Annotated in this window: 21 protein-coding genes and 1 other annotated feature; all 21 genes read right to left on the reverse strand. The window is 43.3% G+C overall.

What is annotated here, in order from left to right; all coding sequences use genetic code 11:
* Positions 1-59: 59 nt before the first annotated feature.
* Positions 60-2822 (reverse strand): isoleucine--tRNA ligase, encoded by a 2763-nt coding sequence (ileS, locus tag AC0L13_RS11515; RefSeq protein ID WP_473639691.1) that lies wholly within the window; start codon positions 2820-2822, stop codon positions 60-62.
* A gap of 41 nt (positions 2823-2863) precedes the next feature.
* Positions 2864-3077: a binding site (T-box leader), on the reverse strand.
* 57 nt (positions 3078-3134) lie between these two features.
* The gene (locus tag AC0L13_RS11520) at positions 3135-3641 is read right to left on the reverse strand and encodes a DivIVA domain-containing protein (protein ID WP_473639693.1); all 507 of its coding nucleotides are present in this window, start codon (positions 3639-3641) and stop codon (positions 3135-3137) included.
* A gap of 94 nt (positions 3642-3735) precedes the next feature.
* A complete protein-coding gene (locus AC0L13_RS11525) occupies positions 3736-4512 on the reverse strand; it encodes a YlmH family RNA-binding protein (RefSeq protein WP_473639695.1) in 777 nt (258 codons plus the stop codon).
* Positions 4513-4568: 56 nt separating this feature from the next.
* Positions 4569-4865, reverse strand: coding sequence for a YggT family protein (locus AC0L13_RS11530; RefSeq protein WP_473639697.1), 297 nt, complete (start codon positions 4863-4865; stop codon positions 4569-4571).
* A 19-nt stretch (positions 4866-4884) separates the two neighbouring features.
* Positions 4885-5340, reverse strand: coding sequence for a cell division protein SepF (locus tag AC0L13_RS11535; RefSeq protein ID WP_473639699.1), 456 nt, complete (start codon positions 5338-5340; stop codon positions 4885-4887).
* Positions 5337-6032: a YggS family pyridoxal phosphate-dependent enzyme gene (locus AC0L13_RS11540; protein WP_473639701.1), complete on the reverse strand. Its 696-nt coding sequence runs from the start codon at positions 6030-6032 to the stop codon at positions 5337-5339. The genes AC0L13_RS11535 and AC0L13_RS11540 overlap by 4 nt, the downstream gene beginning before the upstream one ends.
* Before the next feature lie 71 nt (positions 6033-6103).
* A complete protein-coding gene (locus AC0L13_RS11545; protein WP_473639703.1) occupies positions 6104-6346 on the reverse strand; it encodes a PRC-barrel domain-containing protein in 243 nt (80 codons plus the stop codon).
* A gap of 513 nt (positions 6347-6859) precedes the next feature.
* Positions 6860-7639 (reverse strand): RNA polymerase sporulation sigma factor SigG, encoded by a 780-nt coding sequence (gene sigG / locus AC0L13_RS11550; protein ID WP_440499663.1) that lies wholly within the window; start codon positions 7637-7639, stop codon positions 6860-6862.
* A 96-nt stretch (positions 7640-7735) separates the two neighbouring features.
* A complete protein-coding gene (gene sigE, locus AC0L13_RS11555) occupies positions 7736-8449 on the reverse strand; it encodes an RNA polymerase sporulation sigma factor SigE (RefSeq protein WP_440499588.1) in 714 nt (237 codons plus the stop codon).
* Entirely contained in the window at positions 8433-9293 is an 861-nt protein-coding gene (locus AC0L13_RS11560) for a sigma-E processing peptidase SpoIIGA (RefSeq protein ID WP_473639705.1), read from the reverse strand. Before AC0L13_RS11560 ends, sigE begins: the two co-directional genes overlap by 17 nt.
* A gap of 212 nt (positions 9294-9505) precedes the next feature.
* Positions 9506-10678, reverse strand: coding sequence for a cell division protein FtsZ (gene ftsZ, locus AC0L13_RS11565; protein WP_473639707.1), 1173 nt, complete (start codon positions 10676-10678; stop codon positions 9506-9508).
* A 40-nt stretch (positions 10679-10718) separates the two neighbouring features.
* A complete protein-coding gene (gene ftsA, locus AC0L13_RS11570) occupies positions 10719-11999 on the reverse strand; it encodes a cell division protein FtsA (RefSeq protein WP_473639709.1) in 1281 nt (426 codons plus the stop codon).
* A gap of 94 nt (positions 12000-12093) precedes the next feature.
* Positions 12094-12465 carry a small basic family protein gene (locus tag AC0L13_RS11575; protein WP_473639711.1) on the reverse strand — a complete coding sequence of 124 codons (372 nt, stop codon included), beginning with the start codon at positions 12463-12465 and terminating at the stop codon, positions 12094-12096.
* A gap of 2 nt (positions 12466-12467) precedes the next feature.
* Complete coding sequence (locus AC0L13_RS11580; protein ID WP_473639713.1) at positions 12468-13187, reverse strand: DUF881 domain-containing protein; 720 nt, start codon at positions 13185-13187, stop codon at positions 12468-12470.
* A 26-nt stretch (positions 13188-13213) separates the two neighbouring features.
* A complete protein-coding gene (locus AC0L13_RS11585; RefSeq protein ID WP_473646973.1) occupies positions 13214-13939 on the reverse strand; it encodes a DUF881 domain-containing protein in 726 nt (241 codons plus the stop codon).
* Positions 13914-14708, reverse strand: a complete 795-nt coding sequence (locus tag AC0L13_RS11590; RefSeq protein WP_473639715.1) for a cell division protein FtsQ/DivIB — start codon at positions 14706-14708, stop codon at positions 13914-13916. The genes AC0L13_RS11585 and AC0L13_RS11590 overlap by 26 nt, the downstream gene beginning before the upstream one ends.
* Positions 14709-14722: 14 nt before the next feature.
* Positions 14723-15814 carry a putative lipid II flippase FtsW gene (gene ftsW / locus AC0L13_RS11595; RefSeq protein WP_473639718.1) on the reverse strand — a complete coding sequence of 364 codons (1092 nt, stop codon included), beginning with the start codon at positions 15812-15814 and terminating at the stop codon, positions 14723-14725.
* A 36-nt stretch (positions 15815-15850) separates the two neighbouring features.
* Complete coding sequence (gene murD, locus AC0L13_RS11600) at positions 15851-17200, reverse strand: UDP-N-acetylmuramoyl-L-alanine--D-glutamate ligase (protein WP_473639720.1); 1350 nt, start codon at positions 17198-17200, stop codon at positions 15851-15853.
* Positions 17201-18175 (reverse strand): phospho-N-acetylmuramoyl-pentapeptide-transferase, encoded by a 975-nt coding sequence (gene mraY, locus AC0L13_RS11605; protein ID WP_473639722.1) that lies wholly within the window; start codon positions 18173-18175, stop codon positions 17201-17203. It lies immediately after the preceding gene.
* Positions 18176-18278: 103 nt separating this feature from the next.
* Positions 18279-20120 carry a penicillin-binding transpeptidase domain-containing protein gene (locus tag AC0L13_RS11610; RefSeq protein ID WP_473646975.1) on the reverse strand — a complete coding sequence of 614 codons (1842 nt, stop codon included), beginning with the start codon at positions 20118-20120 and terminating at the stop codon, positions 18279-18281.
* A 131-nt stretch (positions 20121-20251) separates the two neighbouring features.
* A complete protein-coding gene (locus tag AC0L13_RS11615; RefSeq protein WP_473639724.1) occupies positions 20252-22447 on the reverse strand; it encodes a penicillin-binding protein in 2196 nt (731 codons plus the stop codon).
* Positions 22448-22475: the final 28 nt, after the last annotated feature.

Below are 22475 nucleotides of genomic sequence, written 5' to 3' on the forward strand. Positions count from 1 at the left end.
AGAAAAGACTGTTGCAACCGGGACTCAGCCACAGTTGCAAACAGCCTTTACCAAAATGCTTATGAATAATATTTTTTCACTACATCCGCGCAACGTGAGCAGAGTGTTGGATGATCTGCATCGTTACCGACGGTTTCAGAAATCGTCCAGCAGCGATCACATTTTTCACCATCCGCTTTTTCAACGAGGACAGTAGCATTATCGAGCTGTAACGCCTCAGAGCCCAATTTGCCTTCTTCACTTTCCTCGAACTTGGAAACGATGAAGAATTGAGCATAATCGATATCGTCTGCTGCCAAAATGCCAGCCATCTTTTCAGGCAATGCGACAGTCACTTTCGCCTCAAGCGATTTACCGATTACTTTAGCATTCCGAGCTTCTTCAAGCGCCTTCAATACATCGTCACGAACGAGCATCAAACGGCTGAAACGCTCACGAAGTGCATTAGCAGCCTCTCCAAGATCTTCCGCTTGAGGCATATCTGTCAACTGGACGCTCTCCTCTTCGACATGCTCAAGGTAAGCCCATAATTCATCCGTCGTATGAGGGATGACTGGTGTCAATAACTTCAACAGGGCAAGAAGTGAATCGTACATAACAGTCTGCATCGCACGGCGGTGTGGATGATCGACGCCTTCGATATAAACGACATCTTTCGCAATATCTAGGTAGAAGGAGCTCAATTCACCTGTACAGAAGTTGTTCACTGCGTGATATACGCCAGCAAACTCATACTTCTCATAAGCCTCAAGCACATCTTTGATTAAATCTTGCAACTTCACATAAACGTATTGGTCGATCGGACGCATATCTTCGAACGCAACACGGTCGGCAGCAGGATTGAAATCCGCTACGTTACCGTGCAAGAAGCGTAAAGTATTTCGGATCTTACGATATACTTCCGACACTTGCTTGAAGTTGGAATCAGATACACGCACATCTGCCGTATAATCGACGGATGATACCCATAGACGAAGGATATCAGCACCTAGCTGATTCATCACTTTCGACGGCACGATGACGTTGCCTAGCGACTTACTCATTTTACGCCCTTCACCATCCAACGTGAAGCCGTGGCTTAATAGCCCTTTATATGGTGCAATACCATTGATGGCAACACTTGTCGTCAAGGACGAGTTAAACCAACCACGGTATTGGTCTGAGCCTTCCAAATACAAATCTGCTGGGTAGACTAGATCGTCTCTTTCAACTAACACACCTTGATGTGTTGAGCCGGAATCAAACCAAACGTCCATAATATCCGTTTCTTTTGTAAATTGGCCGTTCGGGCTGCCTTCATGAGTAAAGCCTTCTGGAAGCAACTCTTTTGCTTCCCGTTCAAACCAAATATTTGAGCCGTGTTTACGGAACAATTCCGCAACATGTGCGATTGTATCATCTGTAAGGATCGCTTCGCCGTTTTCAGCATAAAACACCGGAATCGGAACACCCCATACACGTTGACGTGAAATACACCAGTCACCGCGGTCGCGAACCATATTGAACAATCGTGTCTCACCCCATGATGGAGTGAATTTTGTATTGCGAATCGCTTCAAGCAATTCACCGCGGAATGATTCAATGGAAGCGAACCATTGAGCTGTCGCGCGGAAAATGACAGGTTTTTTTGTACGCCAGTCATGTGGATACGAGTGGGTGATGAATGAAAGCTTCAAGAGAGCCCCTTCTTCATCCAATTGTTTCGTCACTTCTTTATTTGCATCTTCATAAAAGAGTCCTTCAAAGCCTGGAGCTTCCTCTGTCATAACACCACGGTCATTGATCGGAGACAAAGCATCGATTCCATATTGTTTCGAAACGTAGAAGTCGTCTTCACCATGTCCAGGTGCTGTATGAACGCATCCTGTACCAGCTTCCGCTGTTACATGCTCTCCTAGCATAACAAGAGAATCGCGGTCATAAAGTGGGTGCTTTGCAATTACTCTATCCAGATCCGAACCTTTTAGTTCTTTAACAACTTCATATGTTTCCCAACCGATCTCTTTCGCAACAAACTCAACGAGATCTTTTGCCAAGAGGAACTTGTTTCCTTCCACATTGACGATAACGTAAGTGAATTCGGGATGTACCGAAATCCCGAGGTTCGCAGGAATCGTCCAAGGCGTCGTCGTCCAGATAACAATTCGTACATCCTCGTCAACAACACCGAGACCATCTTTGACCGGGAATGCAACGTAGATGGATGGCGATTTTTTATCTTTGTATTCGATTTCCGCTTCAGCTAGCGCTGATTCACTTGAAGGTGACCAGTAAACAGGTTTCAGACCTTTGTAGATATAGCCTTTCTTGGCCATTTCACCGAACACTTGAATTTGTCTCGCTTCAAATTCAGGTTTCAATGTGATGTACGGATTTTCCCAATTGCCGCGTACGCCAATCCGTTTAAATTGCGAACGTTGGCTATCGATTTGGCTATATGCATATTCCTCACACATTTTCCGGAATTCGGCGACGGTAAGCTCTTTTCGATTGACACCTTTGTTGACGAGAGCTTGCTCGATCGGTAGACCGTGCGTATCCCAGCCTGGTACATAAGGTGCGTGGAAGCCTGTCATCGATTTATGGCGGACGATCATATCTTTCAGCACTTTGTTAAGAGCGTGGCCCATGTGAAGGTCGCCGTTCGCATATGGAGGTCCGTCGTGAAGAACGAAGAAAGGGCGTCCTTCTGTACGTTTTTGTACTTTTTCATAGATGTTCATTTCTTCCCATTTCGCTTGCATATCGGGTTCTTTGTTCGGCAAGTTGCCACGCATCGGAAATTCTGTTTTCGGCATGAGCAATGTGTCTTTGTAATCCATAATGTTTCCTCCTTTAAAAATAAAAAATTCCCCGTCCCTAATAAAGGGACGAGGAATTGTTCTCGCGTTACCACCCTAGTTGCAGTGTAAAAAATCACACTACCTCTCAGAACACCATAACGGGGTGCATCCGGGATTGATTTTCGTCAATCCGGCTCTGGAGTGATTTTCGTTTCCGATTCAGACCGGGCTCCCACCGCCCCCGGCTCGCTTTGCATGAATTTCGAAAAGTACTCTCTCTTTCAACGCCTGTTTCCTGCTTATATGGTCATTATTATATGTTTGAAGTTGACAAAATGTCAAGCTTTCGAATCATTCTACATCCGCTGCAGATTCCAGGAGTTCCGTATCCGGCTCATATTCAAGAAGTTTTTCCCAATCGTCCGTTTTAATCATATCGAGTTGGGCTTCAATTAGCATGCGGAATCGGTTTCTGAACACTTTCGATTGTTTTTTCAAGTCTTCGATGTCCATCGCAATCTTCCGAGCACGCGACAATGCTTCATTCACAATACGGTCAGCATTCTTCTCCGCTTCTTTCACGATCAGTTTCGATTCCTGGATCGAATTCCGCCTTACATCTTCAGCTGCTTCTTGGGCGATCAAAATCGATTTCTGCAAAGTCTCTTCGATAGAATTGAAATGGGAAACTTTGTCTTTTGTCTCCTTCAAACTGTTCTTCAATGCTTTGTTCTCTTCCAGCACGTTTTCATAATCCTTCATGATCTGCTCTAGAAACTCATTTACTTCATCTTCATCATAACCCCGGAAGCCGCGGCTGAATTCTTTGTTATGTATATCGAGTGGTGACAATGCCATCTTCTGTTCCTCCCTTTCGAGTAAATCTTCTATCCCCTATTATACATACCATCAACAGATAAGACAGCAGTTTTTAAGTCGGTTGTCTGAAAAATCATTCTAACCTACCAATCAACAACCGTATTTTGTCTTTCCGGGTCCTTCCTTCTATCGACATGATTTTGAAACGGCCAGATCCCCTGATTGAAAGAATATCTGATTCGTTCACTTCGAACGCTTGCTGGTCTCGGACGACATGATTCACTTTCACTTTATCATTTTGAATGAGCGCAACAGCTTTTTGTCGCGGACAATTCACTAATGAAGCGACAAGCGTGTCAAGACGCAGTGAGCTAATAGTATGGAGCTCTTCCTTCCACGTTTCTGCCGATACAATCAGTTCATCAGTGGAATCGAGTTCTTCAACACGGACTTTCGATTTGCCGATAGACGTCAGATTGGCGATGAGATAATCTTTCATTTCCTCTGCAGCGGAGAATTGGGCGACATCTCCTTCCAAGCGGATGTCTCCAAATTTCGAACGGTCAATGCCAAGCGCCATGAGAGAACCTAAAATATCCCGGTGCTCCAGTGTCATAAATTTCGCAGGATATCTAACTGCAAAAACAGAAACTTGGAAATCCTCAACTTCCGGCTCATAATAATCCGGGTAAATTAATGCCCGTTGTCGTTCCGGCTCAAGGAATGCGCCATGGACTCCGAATTGGAAACCTGAACTCCTGACGATGGATTCTAAAATGAAAATTTGTCTCGGGTCAAGAAAGCCGGTGAGTTTCGGAGAATATGTGTCCTCGACTTCACGCGTCCAACCAATTACTGTTTCAATGAAAGGCTGCTCGTCTTTTCTAAAATGTTGTATGATCGAATCCATTGTTAACGACTCCTTACAGAACCCTTTTCATATAAGGGTCCCTTATAGAAAAAACCTCACATGAGTGAGGTAATGATCAATCGATAAACTTCATATACACCTCTAGAAATCAAGTAGTTCAATACAAAGATAGCTACGATCGGTGAAATATCGATCATTCCAAGGGGTGGGATGAACTTACGGAAAAACCCTAAATAAGGTTCGGTAATTTTCCCTAAAAGGATGCCGAACTTCGTTTCCCTTGTAGAAGGTACCCATGACATTAAAATGTAAATAATGAGGAGTATTAAGTATATATCTATTGCTCTTATAATGAGCGAAAAAATCAAGTTAATTATATCTATTAATCCCATCTGTACACCTCATCTAATTCTATCTTTCAAAAAAATCCGAAATGGTTCCTGCCACTTCCACATTCTCCGGCACGCAAAGGAAAATATCTGTGCCAATCCGTTGAATATCTCCGCCAAGTGCATAGACGGTGCCGCTTAGGAAATCGACGATGCGGATCCCTTGATCACGCTCAATCCTTTGCAAATTGACTACAACGGCTCTTTTATTCTTTAAATGCTCCGAAATGTCCTGCGCTTCCGCATAGACACGCGGTTCAAAAAGAACAACTTTTGAAGATTTCTGGATGCTTTGTAAGCTGACGACAGTTCCCGGCTGTTGCTGCTGTGTCTCCGCCACTTGCGGTTTCCGTGAAACCACTCTTCTCGGCTGCTGTTCTTGTACAGGCTGTTGCTCCCGGACAGGCTGCTGCTCTTGTTGGAATTCCTCTTCTTCATCAAGATAGAACCATTTTTCAAATCGTCTTTTTATGCTCATTCGTCTCCCTCGCTCTCCGTTCCGACTAATGCAGTTCCGATTCTAACGTGAGTTGCGCCTTCTTCGATTGCGATTATATAGTCATTCGACATTCCCATTGATAATAGTGTGCACGGCGCGTGTTCTACTTTTTTTGCTGCGATTTGATCACGAAGGCTGCGCAATGAACGGAATATTTTTCGAATCCATTCTTCGTCCTCAGTGAATGGAGCCATGGTCATTAAACCTACAACTCGGATTTTATCATAATTGGCCAATTGAAGGATGAAATCCTCCAATTCCTCCGGATTTATCCCAGATTTAGATTCTTCCCCTGATACATTCACTTGTACGAAGCAATCGACCGGTGATGTCGCGCGTTTTTGAATTTCTTTTGCGAGACTAAGACGATCCAATGAATGAAGGAAATCAACTTGCTCGATAATGTCTTTCACTTTTCTACTTTGTACATTTCCGATGAAATGCCAGTTTAGTTTTTCTGATTGGATGTCTTCCTGCTTTGCAAGCAGTCCCTCCGGCCGGTTTTCTCCGAGATCCGTAATTCCGAGTTCGATAACTTCTTTGGCTCTGTTGGTCGATACTTGTTTTGTCACTGCAATGATCGTTACATCTTGACGTTTCCGATTTGAACGATCACATGCTGCTTGAATTTCTACTTCTATTTTTTGCATACGTTGTTGAAGTGTGTCCATTGAAATCACTACTTTTCTGCTTACTTTGCTTTATTGTATCAATTGGAAGGACACATATCAATGATTAGTCTTTATTTATCAACCTTTTTGCCTACTAAAACGATGTCTTTTCCGATGGTGAGGACATCATCATACTTGATTTGCTTCAAATCCTTCATCTTTGATTCTAAAAATAGAGACCTTTCTGCTCCGCCAATTTGAAGAACGTCAATTTTACCGTTTTTCATATCGATTGTCGCGTCCTGTACAAATCCTAAAAAAGAACCCCTTTTCACTTCAATCACTTCTTTCTTCTGCAAATCCGAAAAACGCAAGCCATTCCCTCCTTTTTAATAACAAAAGTTGATCTCCGCTTCAGTCGGGCGCTTTCCGCGGGCGGGCGGTGAGCCAATCGGACAACGAAGAGCCCGATTGGCCGTATTTCTGTGCACTTTGCAGAAATTAAGGCATCCGCCCCCTGCTCGTAACGCTACGCTTTTACTCGCAAAAGCCGTTCTTCGAAACGGCTTTCGCTAAAGTCGCCGCCTTACGCTACGATCAACAAATTACATCCTTTTTACTTAATTTTAACAGAGCATTCATAATAATATTCTTTTTATAAAGAGCTTTCTATTACCCTGTAGCTGTTGCTTGGAGTGCAAGCGCGAGACTCCTGTGGGAATAGTGTTAGTCGAAGACCCCACAGGAGTGAAGCGGAGCGTAACGACGAGGAGTCTAAGGCAACGCCCACGGAAAGCAACAGCCAGCTTTTAAGAAAGTATCTTTCTACAGCTTATGCTCAACAACCTAAAAAAACGCAATGCGGGAGCATTGCGTTTTTAAGTCAACTATTTATTCTCCATGCCATCTCGAATTATTTGAATTGCATTTTTCTCTAATCTTGAAATTTGGGCTTGTGAAATGCCTAGTTCTTTTGCAATTTCAGTTTGGGTCTGGCCTAAATAGAAACGTTTAGAAAGAATCAGCTGCTGTCTTTCCGTCATGCCCGAAACTGTCTCCTTTACCGACACATACGTCAACCAACGCTCTTCAGACACCTTTTTATCCTGCAATTGATCCATAATATAAACAGGATCGCCGCCGTCGCCGTTCATCGGTTCATGAAGGGACATTGGATCTTGTATTGCATCTAACGCGAATAAAATATCATCTTCTGGAATGCCCGTCGCTTCTGCAAGATCAGAGATTTTAGGTTCTTTTTGATGCTCGTTAACAAATTGTTCCTTTGCTCTGATTGCTTTGTAAGCTATATCCCGAAGCGATCTGGATACCCTAATAGCATGATGGTCTCTCAAATGTCTTTTGATTTCACCAATGATCATTGGGACGGCATATGTTGAAAATCGGACATTATGTTTCAAATCAAAATTATCGATGGACTTCAATAAACCAATGCAGCCAACTTGAAAAAGGTCGTCTGCCTGCTCCCCCCTATAAGCAAACCTTTGGACAAGACTTAATACTAACCGCAAATTTCCTATTACGAGCTCTTCCCTTGCCGATTCGTCACCATTTTGAAGCCGGATAAACGTTTCTTTCATCACTTCATTCGTCAGTAATGGCAAATTGGACGTATCGATACCACAGATTTCAACTCTTGTACGCATCATTCGCTTTTCCTCCGCATTCTGTAGATGACTGTACAAAATAGTTTGTCCTCACACTTGCGGAATATGCGAAATCCAATTCTCCAATTTCAACCATCAAGCGATAGGATGGTTTAATCTGTCACGCAGTTCGGAGATTATTTTCTTTTCAAGACGTGAAATATAAGACTGTGAAATACCGAGCAATTCTGCGACTTCCTTCTGTGTCATTTCAAGACGGCCTGTGAGTCCGAAGCGGCATTCCATTATATATTTCTCCCGTTCATCCAACGTGCTGATCGCTTCAATCATATGTTGTCTTTCTAATTTTTTTTCAACATCATCAATAATAATATGTTCATCCGTACCTAAAATATCAGAAAGCAACAGCTCATTCCCATCCGCATCAGAATTTAACGGTTCGTCGAAAGAAATTTCTGAGCGGGTTCGGTTCGTTTTCCTCAAATGCATAAGGATTTCATTTTCAATGCATCTTGAAGCATATGTCGCTAATTTAATATTGCGATCGCTTTTAAATGTTTCGATCGCCTTTATAAGTCCGATAGTTCCAATGCTGATCAAATCTTCAATATGCGTATTCGTATTATCAAAACGACGGGCAATATAAACGACGAGCCTTAGATTCTTTTCAATGAGCGTATCCCTGGCATCCATGTCGCCTTCCATGAAAGCCCTGATTGCAATTGCTTCTTCCTCCCTGGACAACGGCTTAGGCAGTGATTCATGTCCACCGATATAATAAGTTCCGCTTTTTTTTCTAGTGAAGAAGCTTTTGACGATCGATAACCATTTTTTAAGTCCCTGCAACATGATTAGCTCCCCTTTCATTCATAATGGATTCCAATGCCGAGACATGCAAAATAGCACCTGCACCTTCCGGATAACGGTTATCTTGCTTTGTAAAGACGATATAACCTGCTGGCAGCTCACTTCCTTCCCCGATGACCCATTGGTCGAATTTAAAACCTACAGCCCACGAAGCCCCTTGGACTGTTTGCAGCCGGATGAGTCGCAAACTTTTTTGGTAGCGCTTTGGGAATGTTGAAAGTTGCGGCATGTTTTCTGCATTCCATGAAACTAACGGTCCTTTCAACTCTTCAGGAATAAAGCGCTCCACATATTTAAATGAAACGAAATGTACAGGTTCACCAGTTAGCGGCTCGGTACAGCGGTTACCTGTATCGATAAAACTCGGGATGGAAACTGTTTCATTCCAAATGGATAAAACCGTTGCTACTGAATAGGAGGACAATTGGCGAGCTGTTCTTACATCGAGCCACTTAGTCTTTAAAAAATAGAGGATAATATAAGCAAGTAGTGCACTGACAAAGACTGAGAATTTGGCATCCGAAAACAAAAACTTTTCTGTGATGACCGTTAGCGCCCCTCCGGCAAAAAGCGCACCGATCAATACGATGAAAGCGGGGCTTCCTAGTGAGGCTATTGATAACCCGAATGCACAGACAATCATTACACCAAAGGCAATGAAGATGGCGAGACGGGAATCGGGGAAAAACGTAACCGGCAAAGCTCCGACAAATGAAGCTAGCAATAATCGGAGCCTTGTAGCTTGTGCCTTGACCATCCGGTTGGCAAAGGACAAAATTGCATAGTTGAATACCATGTTAATAGCAACAATGAGTTCCCCATACATTTGCCCGCCCTCCTTGTACGTAAGGATAACACTACGTGAATGCAATGTTTGTCGGAACGAAGGAAAAAATAAAGTAAATATTCGACATGAATAGCGGAAGTGGGCAGGAGTTTGTGTTGCATTAGTTTTGTTATATTCAACCGGTTATCAACATAAAAAACTCTCCGGCTTGTCCAATTGGACGGCCGGAGAGTTTCCTTCAATTTCATTTTTTATCTTCTTTGGCGATTGCGCAAGAATGTCGGAATATCCAATGCATCATCTTGCTGGTGGCTTTGCTGTTGTTGTCGAGTCGGCTCAGGTTGTTGGAATTGTTGCTGAGGCTCTTCTCGACGAGTATAAGACGGCTGCTGCGTGGATTGCGATTGAGATTCACGTTGACGCGTAGCACCAAACCCAGGATTCCTTGAAGGCTTCGGTTGATTCAACTGTTCTTCACTGAATCCTGTTGCAATGACTGTAACGAGGATTTCATCTTTCAAGTCATCGTTAATGACAGAACCGAAAATCATATTGACGTCTTCATCGGAAGCGGAAGCTACGATATCTGCTGCTTCTTGAACTTCAAACAAGCTCAAATTGGAACCGCCCGTAATATTCATCAAGACACCTTTTGCTCCGTCAATTGATGTTTCCAACAGCGGGCTCGAGATAGCTTTCTTCGCAGCTTCTGCAGCCCGGTTCTCACCTGTAGACATACCGATACCCATCAATGCAGATCCTTTATTGGACATGATTGTTTTCACGTCGGCAAAGTCAAGGTTAATAAGTCCAGGAACAGCGATTAAGTCTGAAATACCTTGAACCCCTTGGCGCAATACATTGTCTGCTTCACGGAACGCTTCAAGCATCGGCGTGTTTTTGTCGACAATTTCCAACAACTTATCATTTGGAATGACGATCAGCGTATCGACCGATTCTTTCATTGCTGCAATTCCACCGATTGCTTGTGTCTGACGTTTCCGTCCTTCGAACGTAAATGGACGCGTGACAACACCTACTGTCAACGCTCCAAGGTCTTTTGCCACTTGTGCGATGACAGGCGCAGCACCTGTACCTGTTCCGCCGCCCATTCCGGCAGTTACGAAAACCATATCTGCACCGCGGAGTGCTTCTTCTATTTGTTCACGGCTTTCTTCAGCCGCTTTTTTTCCGACGTCAGGATTTGCACCTGCACCAAGTCCGCGAGTCAATTTAGCTCCGATTTGTAATTTCACTTCAGCTTCAGATAATTTAAGTGCTTGCGCATCCGTATTCACCGCGATGAATTCCACGCCTTGCACACCATGTTCAATCATGCGGTTAACCGCGTTATTTCCTCCGCCACCGACTCCAATCACTTTAATGACTGCGAGTGCATCGACATTCGTTTCAAAATCCAGCATGCTCTCTCCTCCTAATCCCTATATGACCATATTTAGACAGTCACTCAAAAAATCCATCGAAAAATTTCTTAGTTTTGCTCATAAAGCTTGTCTTTTTCTCTTTTGACTGGACAGCTACCTTCTTTTTACTAGGAGCTGGATAGTCCATCTCACTAGTAGCTACTGATTGAGATTCAGCGGCAATCCCAAAATAGCTATCTTCCATACTAGCATAACGGATAAGACCCACAGCAGTCGAATACATCGGTTCACGCACACCGATATATTCTGGTGTATGGATTCGGACCCTCGTTCTCAATACATGTCTTGCAAGTTGTAAAATCCCATCGAGCTTCGTCGTGCCACCTGTTAAAACGACGCCACCCGGCAAATCATGGATACCCATACGGTACAGCTCTTCAAGAACCAAGTCGAATAATTCTTCCAATCGGACACCTATAATTTCCGATATGTATCTTTGACTATATTGATCTTTCGAATCGGCACCGATGACAGGGACTTCAAAAAGCTCATCATCCGATGCATCATCGTAAAAAGCATGTCCATATTGATGTTTAATTTTTCTTGCCTGTTCTGTAGGTGTCTTCAGTATAATCGACAAGTCTTTTGTTATATGGTCTCCGCCTACCGGAATGACAGCAGTTGAAATGAAGCGATTATCACCAAAAATGGAAATTGTCGTTGAACCTCCACCGATATCGATAAATGCAGTTCCATGATTCATTTCATCATCCGTCAGTGCAAATGTTCCCGCTGCGAGAGGTTGCAAATAAATTTCCCGTATTACGAGGCCCGCTCGTTCGACGCATCGTAAAATATTGTGCACTAACGTTTTGGAAGTCGTTATAAGTGTTCCGTCCATTTCTAATCGGACGCCGATCATTCCACGCGGATCTTTTATTTCATCATAATCATCCACGATAAATTGTTTCGGTATAATGTTGACGATTTCCCGTTCAGGTGGAACCGACATAACTTGTGCAGATTTCATAACCCGGTCTAGGTCATCATCGGTAATTTCTCTATTCTCCGAATTGACGGCTACAACGCCTTTGACGTCTTGTAAAAGCACACCATTGGCTGGGATGCCTAAAATGACATCTCGTATTTGCATGCCTGTCATCCGTTCAGCCTGTTCCACCGCTTTACGGATGGATTGGACAGTCGCATCAATGTCGATAATCGTCCCTTTTCGTATGCCTGCAGATTGAACGTTACCAACTCCGATTACGTGGAGGGATCCGCCATCCACTTCGCCGATCAGTACTTTGACTGACGAAGATCCTATATCCAGTGATACATATATTGTAGATTGACTCAAATTTCGGCACCTCCCATTACAGTCCTTATCTTACATTCTATTGTATTAGAGTCGTATTGTCTAAATATTTTCTCCATCCGATAATCAATTCCCTTCATTCCTGAACTTTCGTTTCAGAAACTTTACTTCGATCTGACCATTTCGTTAGTAAAATCCTTCTAATCACAGCAATATTTTGGAATAACCTTACTCCGAATGCGAATACGGCTGCCAAATATAAATCTACTCCAAGGTGCACTCCTAAAAATGCTAACCCAGCCGCAAGAACTATATTGAAGAAGAAGCCGGAAATAAACACTTTATCATCATATATTTGTTGCAGGTGCGCCCGAATTCCCCCGAAAAGTGTATCCAATGCAGCTAACACGGCGATGGACAAATAGTCGCTGTAAATTTGTGGGATTTGTATGTCCGATAACAATCCCAGCGAAACCCCAAGTATTAAACCTAGCAGTGGCAACCACATTGTCATTCCCCTTTCGGAAGTTCTTGTAAGTAAAGATTTTTAAATTTGTCGGGATATGCCCGGATCGTCACTTCCTTTTCCGGCTGGTTTATTTCTAGCACTAGATTATCGATATAAAAATCGTCATGAATGGACGATGCTAACAAATAATTATAAAGCTTCTCGCTATCTGACATGGTAGGTGAAACAATTTTTATCGTAAAAGGGGGAGTCGAGACGTTCAGTCCGTTTACGGAGGTCGCTCCATTGATGACACGAATCGAGCTCATCATCGTATAACGTTTTCCGTCAATCTCCATGTGAATGCCTTTAAACCGATTTACTTCATTGACGAAACGGGTCAGTAAATCTGATGAAATACTCGTGATTGGTATTCCATACGCCATGCTTTCCACCGAAGGGCGAACTTCGATCGTAAAGCCAGGACCTGTAATATCTGTCGTTCCAGCTTGCCTATGCAGCTTGTCCACTGTTTCCTTTAAGGCTTGTCCTGTACTCGATTCGCTTAACGTTCTGTATGATGCGATCGTTCTATCTATATCGCGAATTTCAGATAATAGCTCTGAATGGAGTTTTTTCTCTTCAGCGAGCTCTTGGCGAATTGCCCAAATATCCCTCGTATCACGTTCCTTAGGATGTTCCAACGTATTGTATTGGACAGCAATCATAAATCCGATTAGCAGGAGGACAATTGTGAATTTCCAATTGATAGCTTTCTTCAACGAACACCCTCCCTCTTAATGATCACTCATGCCTCGTCCCTTAATGCGGGAAGCTTTATTTCTTTCAACTGCTCTAAAGTGACGACTATATTGTCATGCACTAATCCATCGATCACTCCACCGCCTAAATTCAATGATGCTGATAAGACCTCTGTATCGCCTACCGCCTCGATGACAAACGGAGCGGGAAGTGTTCTTCCGTCGATTGTAATGACGGGGCCTGTACATTTTATATTTGAATTTGAAGAAATGCGCTGCCCATTTATCGCAATTCCTTGCGCACCGGAAATCTTCAATTCATTTACAACTCGCAGCACATGGCTTTCATGAACGATATATTCATTAGGGTTTTGTTCTACTGGATCGTAATCGCCATCCTTCAATGTGACACGTACTCCAGGTCCTGTAGCCGGAATAACCCCTAAAAGCAATCGAAGATCTTTTGCCTCCTCGACTAGCACGGTATGATTGTCTTCATTCTCCGAAAAGGATTTTTCAAAATCTCGGATTTCATCTTGTTTTGCCTGAATTTCATCAGCGAGCTCTTTATTTCTCTCTTTTTGAACAATCAATTCTTCCCTATATTGTTCTTCCTGTTGAAGCGCAGGAGATTGAGCAGATTCTCCATTATCCTTCCCTAATGTCCGATAAGAGAATGCGAAGATGAAACCGAGGATGAGAAAAACAAAAGAGTATAAAATGTATCTTCCTCTATTTTTGTAGTCCTCACTCATTTTCTTCGCCAACTTCATCACCTTCCCCTTCCTCCACGCTATCTTTTCCATAAACTTCGCTAAAAGGCGTGAAGAATATACCCACTTCCATATTGACAATTCCTTTTTCCATATCACCTAGCTGGGATATGATATCCGGGTAATATTCCATCTTCTCCGCAAAGGTTTGGAGAATCGCATGAACTTCATAACCATCATCCATATAAGCAACAATCGTATCCGGATTCTCCTCTGTCCCAGTATAGATGATTTCGGAAATCAATTGGAGAACATTTTTATCCATTTTTAACAATTGTTTTGTCAGTTTTTTCCGAAGGTCAGGGTTGTCCACATGATTTAAAATCGGGACATTGGGATAATTGCTGTCTCCTGGAAAAACAGCACCGTTTTCGAGCAATAATCCATATTCTCCCCCGCTCTCCATGTAAGCGACCGTACTCCATTCACTTACCTTTATGTCGATATCTCTTAACCATTTTCTCGTAACAGCAACATTACTGACGCCATCGAGCTTCAAAAGTTCTTCTTCCACTTCTTTCGTTGTAAATCCCCAATATGAAGTTCCTTCTAAAACACCACTTTTTTCATAGTAAAATTGGTCATCATGAAGCGCAGCCCCATGAATTCTTACTTCACCAACTTTGCTAAGAGGAGATTGGAAATACAAAAGTACAAGGAGGGCGATACAGAATATGGCAATGATGAATAAAAATTTTTTATTCGTCTTCCTTCTCCGTTTTTCCCTCATGGATGGAATTCGTTCTTCGATGTCTATCACTTTATCCATGTGCTGCCCTCCCCTCAACTTCGTTCTCTATAAAAAGCAAAATGCAAAATCGTCCCCGCTGCCATCCAAGTTGTAAGCAACGATGAACCTCCATAACTAATGAACGGCAATGTAACTCCTGTTACCGGCAATAAACCAGAGACAACACCGACATTCAGGAATGTTTGAAAGATAATCATTGAAGCCATCCCTGCCGTCATTAAAAATGATTTATAATCATGTGTCCGAATAGCAATTCCGAATGCGGACAGAAGAAGAACAGAAAAGAGGACTAAAATGAAAGTCGCCCCAATGAAACCTGTCTCTTCGGCAATGATCGAAAATATGAAGTCATTTTGCGGTTCCGGCAAATAAAGATATTTTTGCCTGCTATTGCCATAGCCGTGGCCGAACAACCCGCCAGGCGCAATCGCGAATAAAGACTGAATCCCTTGAAAGCCAGCTCCAAGCGGATCATTCCAAGGATCGATATACGATTTTATCCGTTCCAACCGATAAGGAGCGGCCGCGATGAGAGCAATAAATGCCCCAATCCCTGTGAAGCCAAGTATACCGAAGAACGATAGCGGATACCCCGCCAAAAACAAAATGACAAATGCTGAAACGATCATAATAACAGCTGAGCCCAAATCTGGCTGAAGCATAATCAAAGCTGCCGGCAATAAAATTAATACAAAATGGCTAAGCCTAAAGGGGCTCCTCCCAGCGGATTGCTTCATGTTAAAAGCAAGCTTACCAATGAGCGCTACTTTTACGAACTCTGCAGGCTGAATGCTAAAAGGACCAAGGGCTATCCAACTCTGTGACCCGTTCCTTACTGCACCTATGCCTGGAATCATTACGGCAACTAACAATAAGATTGTTATGTAATAAAAGACAGTCCAAAATGACTCACTGGAAGTCCACCGCCCTTTCATCAACATAAATGCAACAAATATTGAAACAGCCATGTAAATTCCTTGCTTCACGATAAATGGGGATGAATCCGCATAATGGACCTGCCCCCAGTAAGAGCCTGCCGAATGTACAAAAACCAATCCGATTAACGACAATGACACTGCCGAAATAACGAAGGCAGCTTTTAATTTTTGATCCAGTGAACGCATCCTTCCGTCTTATTGGTAAAGGAGTGAATGAAAGACTTAAAGTTTCATTACCGCTTCAATAAATGCATCGCCACGTTCTTCAAAATTCGGATATTGATCCCAACTTGCACAAGCCGGTGACAGTAAGATTTGATCCCCTTCAATGGAGACCGAATAGGCTTCCTGTACCGCTTCCTCCATCGTCCCCACTTTCACCGCAAGCGGGACACCACATGAAGAAGCGAAATCGACAAGCCTTTCAGCAGTTTCTCCGAGTGCGAGGACAGCCTTCACCCGTCCCATATAAGGACGTAATTCCTCGAATGAGTGTCCTCTATCCAATCCGCCTGCTATTAGTACGACAGGTGATTGGAAAGAAGAAAGAGCGCTTTTAGTCGCCAAAGTGTTTGTCGCCTTCGAATCATTGTAGAACGTCCTACCTTTCAATTCTTTGACAAACTGCATGCGATGACGAACTCCTGTGAATGAACTTAAAACATTTTCTATCGTTTCTTTGTCGCAATCCATAAGAATTGCCGAAGCTGTAGCAGCCAAAATATTTTCCAAATTATGCTGACCGAGCAATTTGATGATCGATCTTTTCACAAACGGTTCCCCTTGCCAGTAGATCATCTCATCGTCTGCGGAAATCCCTTCCACTTTTTTCCCTTGCAATGAAAAAGGGATTTTCTTGGCAGCTGATCGTTCGATATATGGCAGCATTTCATGTTGATCAGCATTATAAATAAAGTAATCTTCTTCTGTCTGATTATCTGTCACTTTTGATTTGGCCAATGCATATTCTTCAGACGTTCCGTGGTAATCAAGATGCGCGTCATATAAATTTGTCCATACGGCGATCTTTGGACGGAAACTTTCCGTCCCTGCCAATTGGAAAGAGGATACTTCCATGACAATCACTTCATCAGGTTTTGCATTTTGTGCGACTGTGCATGCAACAGTTCCTATATTTCCTGCGATTAACGGCTTTTTACCACCAATATTCAATATGTGATAAAGAAGTGTAGTCGTTGTCGTCTTACCGTTAGAGCCGGTGATGGCGATGATCGGGGCCTCACTAATTAAATAAGATAGCTCGATTTCAGTCCAGATCGGAATCCCTTTTTGCACCGCTTGTTTGAGAACCGGGTTATGGTATGGGATGCCAGGGTTTTTAACAATCGTATCGAAGCCTCCATCCAAAATATTTTCCGGATGGCCGCCGCAAATGACTACGATCCCTTTTTCCCGCAAAGCTGTTACTTCTTTGCTGCCGGTTTCTGGTGACGAATCATTGACGACTACATCAGCTCCAAGCGAATGGAGAAGGTCTGCCGCCGCATAGCCGCTTTTGGCAAGACCGAGCACAAGAAATTTCTTGCCCTCCAACTCATTTCGCTTTCCCATTTACATCACCTCCCACAGTATGGGAATCATGGCAGCCAACAGCGCCACTCCCCAAAAAACGATAACGATTTTCCACTCTGACCAGCCGGACAATTCAAAGTGATGATGAATCGGGCTCATTCTAAATACCCGTTTTCCGGTTAACTTAAAGCTTGTCACTTGAATCATGACCGATAATGTTTCGATTACATATACAATCCCTATAACAACGAGGAGAAGTTCCTGTTTCACAAGGATCGAAAGCATTGCAATCGTACCGCCTAGCGCTAAAGAACCCGTATCTCCCATAAATACTTTAGCAGGCTTCATATTAAATAATAAAAAGCCAAGCATCGCCCCAGCTACTACAAATGCGAAAGTGGCGATGTCGTATTGCTCATATACAAGTCCAAGCACACCGAATGCGGCAAAAGCAATTGTCGATGTACCTGCAACAAGCCCATCGAGACCATCCGACAAGTTGACTGCATTCGAGAAACCGACGAGCCAAAAAATGAGGAAAGCGACATAGAAAATGCCGAGATCTACTGTGAAATTCGTGAAAGGAATTGCAACCGTCGTTTCAAATGGACCCATCTTCAATAAGAAAAACGCGATAACCGCAATAATGATTTGACCAATGAGTTTTTGGATGGAAGTCAATCCTAAATTCCGTTTCATGACGACTATGATGAAATCGTCAAAAAATCCGATCACACCGAAGCCGGCAAGCACAATCATCAATACAATGGATTGTGTAGTCAGTACGTCTTCATATATGTATGAAAGGACAATCATCGTAATGATAATGGAGCCCAGGAAAATAAGGCCGCCCATTGTAGGCGTGCCCGCTTTCTTTTTATGGGCTTCAGGACCTTCCTCCCGGATGCTCTGACCGAATTTTAGCCTTCTGAGCAACGGAATGATAGCGGTCCCGATAATTGCTGTTATAACAAATGCTACGGCAATAACCGTAATTGTATTGACGAGTGTCATAGTATGTTCTCCTTACCTGTTTTGAAACTGTAGTTGTTTACCTTATTTTGTTTTGTCCAGCTTCTGGCGCTAGATTCCTTAATTTCTAGCGCCTTCCGCTTTTCTACTCTTCCGTATAAACGTGGATGATATCGTCCACCGACATTAATGAGTCAGGGACTGGCATTTGGTATTTGATGACGTCGCCTTCACCATGCCACTCTATACGATACGTGTGTAATTGACGGGAAACCATTCCTTTCGTCATGCCCGTCAAATCAGGAACTCGATGTGTAAGAGGGTCTCCCCATCTATATTCTTTCTCAATTTGCCCTTCTCTCTTTTCAATGCCGGCAATCGGCGCGATTTCTTCGATAATCCTGCCAACAATCGGCGCCGCGATGACCCCGCCGAATTGAATCGAGTTTTTCGGGCTATCAACCGCGACATAGACAAGTAATTCGGGATCGTCTGCTGGAGCAAACCCCATGAATGAAACGATATAATCGCCGTCGCTATAAGTACCGTTCACGACTTTCTGTGCAGTCCCCGTTTTACCGCCGACGCGGAGGCCATCGTTGAAAGCCCCTCGGCCGGAGCCATTCGCGACAACAGATTCCAACGCCTCTCTTACTTGGGCGGAAGTTTCCTCGCTAATGACGCGGCGTTTCATTTCAGGTTCAAACGTTTGCAACGTCTCTCCCTTATCATTCTTAATTTCCTTTACAATATACGGGCGGTATAAATATCCGCCATTTATAGCAGCTGCGACAGCCTGCACTTGTTGAATCGGCGTTACAGAAATCCCTTGGCCAAAGGCGGTCGTTGCTTGTTCAACTGGGCCGAATGAATCTTTTGAGAAGAGAATCCCTTTCGCTTCACCGGCTATACCAGAGCCTGTCGTTTCGCCAAAGCCAAAATCCCGTATATATTGATCAAGCTTTTCACCGCCTAAACGCTGGCCGATTTCGATGAATCCTGGGTTGCAGGAGTTTTCTACAACTTCCAAAAATGACTGGTGACCATGACCTTCCCGCTTCCAGCAACGCAGTCTGGCGTTGGCGACCATCGTGTATCCAGGGTCATTAAAATAATCATTATGAAGATCGATCACCTTCTCCTCAAGGCCGGCAGCTAGTGTAACGATCTTGAAAGTCGATCCCGGCTCAAACGTCATCCATACCGGCAAGTTCCGGTTATAGATCGCCTGATCTGTATCTTGATATTCCGCAGGATGGAAAGTCGGCATTGAAACCAACGAAAGAATTTCACCTGTTTTCGGATTCATAATGATTCCGATTGCCTGTGTCGCATCATATTTTTCCATCGCCTGAATAAGTTCCCGTTCCATAACTTTCTGCATATCAATATCAATTGTCAGTCCTAGAGTAGCTCCATTCTTACCTGTTTGGAAACCATCATCGACATGCGGCAACGGTATTGCTTTCGCATCTGTATAAAGGCGAATTTTATCTCCTGTGCCTTGCAAAATCTCATCGTACGCATATTCAATGCCCGCAAGGCCTGTTCCATCGAACCCCGTAAACCCGATCAGCCTCGAAAGCATTTCACCATACGGGTAATTCCTGACGAAATCCACTCCTGTATACAAACCATCGATTTGTAACTTAGAAATTTCCGTCGCCTGTTCCTGGGTGATGTTTTTGCCTTCAGGCGCCAACTTGTTCATATAAGTTTTCTTTGTCATTTTTTCCAGCAATACTTCCTTGTCGACTTGCAATATATCCGCTAGCAGTGCTGCTGCCTTTTCTGGTTCCTTGTTTTGAGAAGGCATAAAATATAGCGTCGGAGCAAGTTGGTTTCCAACGATCAGCTGACCGTTTCGATCTTGGATTTCCCCCCTGATTGCGCCAAAAGGGATTTCCCGATCCCAGTTCTCTTCCGCACGCGCTTTCAACCATTCATGTTTAATGATTTGAACGTGGAAGAGCTTTGCTATAACCATGGAAATGGAAATGAGAAAAATGATGAAAACCGCCCGCAATCGCTTCTTTGATTGCAAATCAGCATATTTACGCAGAGCCCCACACCTTTCGTTTTTCTATCAACCTATGAAAGGGCGGGGACAGCTATACATCATCCACCAATTATCTCTTCCACTTCTTCATCTTCACCCGCATCATCCTGTTCTATAGGAGTATGCTGATCTTCCGGTGATTTCAATTGGAGAACAACAGGATCATTTTTACTAATGACAGCTCCCGCTGAAAGACTTTGCTCGGTCACAAATCCATCGCCATTCAACCGGATATCTAGCCCAGATAACATTTTAAATGATAGAGCCATTTTTTTCGACCACCCGGAAAAATTTGGAAGAGCCGTATTCCCTTCAGTTTCTAGCAGGACTATAGAGCCTTCGCTCAATTTTGTACCTTTTTCAGGATATTGACTTTTCACCTTGCCGCCTTCACCGATCAATACTGGTGAAAATCCTTGTTGTTCAAGAGCAGCCATCGATGATGCTGCATCTTCTCCGATATGGTCTGAAAGTGACTTTGTCGATGATATTTGACTATTCTCAGGAAGTATATTCATGTATTTCAAGCTGCTTTCCATTATGGATGTAAACAGTTCAGCGACCGGATCCGATCCATATTGACCTAGTTCAAGTTTTGGCTGTTGGACGATTACATACGTTAATAATTGTGGATCGTCAATCGGAGCCATTCCGAGGAACGAATAGAGATAATTGCCGTCACCGGATAGATAGCCTCCGCCTTCCGAAATTTCAGCAGTCCCCGTCTTTCCACCGACGGAATATCCAGAAAGCGCAAATTTCCGCCCTGTACCAGCCTCAGAAGTAACTGTAGAAGCTAACACCTCCCGGACCTGCTTTGCAGTTTCCGCTGATATAGGGGATTCCTTCTCTTCAGCCTTATGATTCTCTACGACTTCACCAGTGTTCGGATCAACAATCTTATCAATGACATACGGCTTCATCATCTTGCCGTCATTCGCAATTGCATTCGCCGCTTGAATCATTTGGATAGGTGTTACAGTAGATCCTTGTCCATATGAAGTTGTTAATCTCTCACTCGGGTTGACATCCAAAATAATCCCCGGAACTTCATTCGGCAAATCGATTCCGACCTTTTCCCCAAAGCCGAATCCCCGTAAATATTCGATGAAAGTTCGGTCGCCCATCCTTTCCAACAAATAGGCCATCGATACGTTAGATGATCTTTGGAATCCTTCTAAGAAAGTGATTCTTCCCCAGCCCCCTCTTTTAACGTCACGAATGGTTTTATCATAAATCGTATATTGCCCGGACTGATATTCATCAAAAGGAAACCATTTCTTTTCCTCGATTGCCGCGGCTAATGTAAACATCTTCATCGTAGAACCCGGCTCGATCGTGTTTTGAACTGCTTCATTCAACCAGTTTTCTGTCAATCCTTCACGAGTTGCAGGATGGAACGACGGCCTTTGACTCATCGCATATATTTCTCCAGTTTTTGGATTGGTTACGATGACTAACATTTTTTTCGGAGAATATTTCTCATTGACTTGATTCATTGCATCTTCCACAAAGTTCTGGATCGTCTTATCAATCGTCAATTGAATCGTCATTCCATCTTTTGCTGCAACAATTTCCTCTTCCGATTTTGGTAAGAGATATCCCCATATATCGGTTTTATAATCCACTTTACCATCTGTTCCGGTTAATGCTTTGTTATATGTCTTTTCGAGCCCCATTTTACCGACTGTGGAAACTTTTCCATTTTCATCTTCCTCTCGCATTGCAAACCCAATCAAATAAGATGCGAAATCTCCATTCGGATAAAAACGTTTTTTATCTTCGATAAATTGCAGACCCGTAACACCTTCTTTTTCCGCAGCTTCTTTAATGGCTAGCATTGTTTCATGACTAATATCACGCCCCGCTTTTCCGAACTCGATTTGGTATACATCTGAATTGTTTTTCACCGCAGAGTCTCTGATTTGAATCATCTTTTCTTTCTCCATCGGGATGAACTTGCTCAACAAATCCGCTGCCTTATCAAAATCAGTTACGTGCCTTGGCTCTTTTGCACCTTTTTCAGTCGCTTTTTCATTCAAAATTGCGATCAATCGATAACTCAATGTATCTGAAGCGATCAACTCACCATTGCGATCAATTATTTTGCCTCTCTCGGCTTTAAGGATGGACTCCCTAGCATATTTCGCTTCAGCCATAGCAGCCATTTGCCTTCCTTCAGCCTGTCCCGTAATTTGAATGCTCAACAATCGCCCAAACAAAAGAAAAAAGAGCCCTCCGAAAACTACGAACATCAGAAAGGCTCCCCATTGAAATCGAAAC

It is taken from the genome of Sporosarcina sp. QA0331 (genome assembly GCF_055808055.1).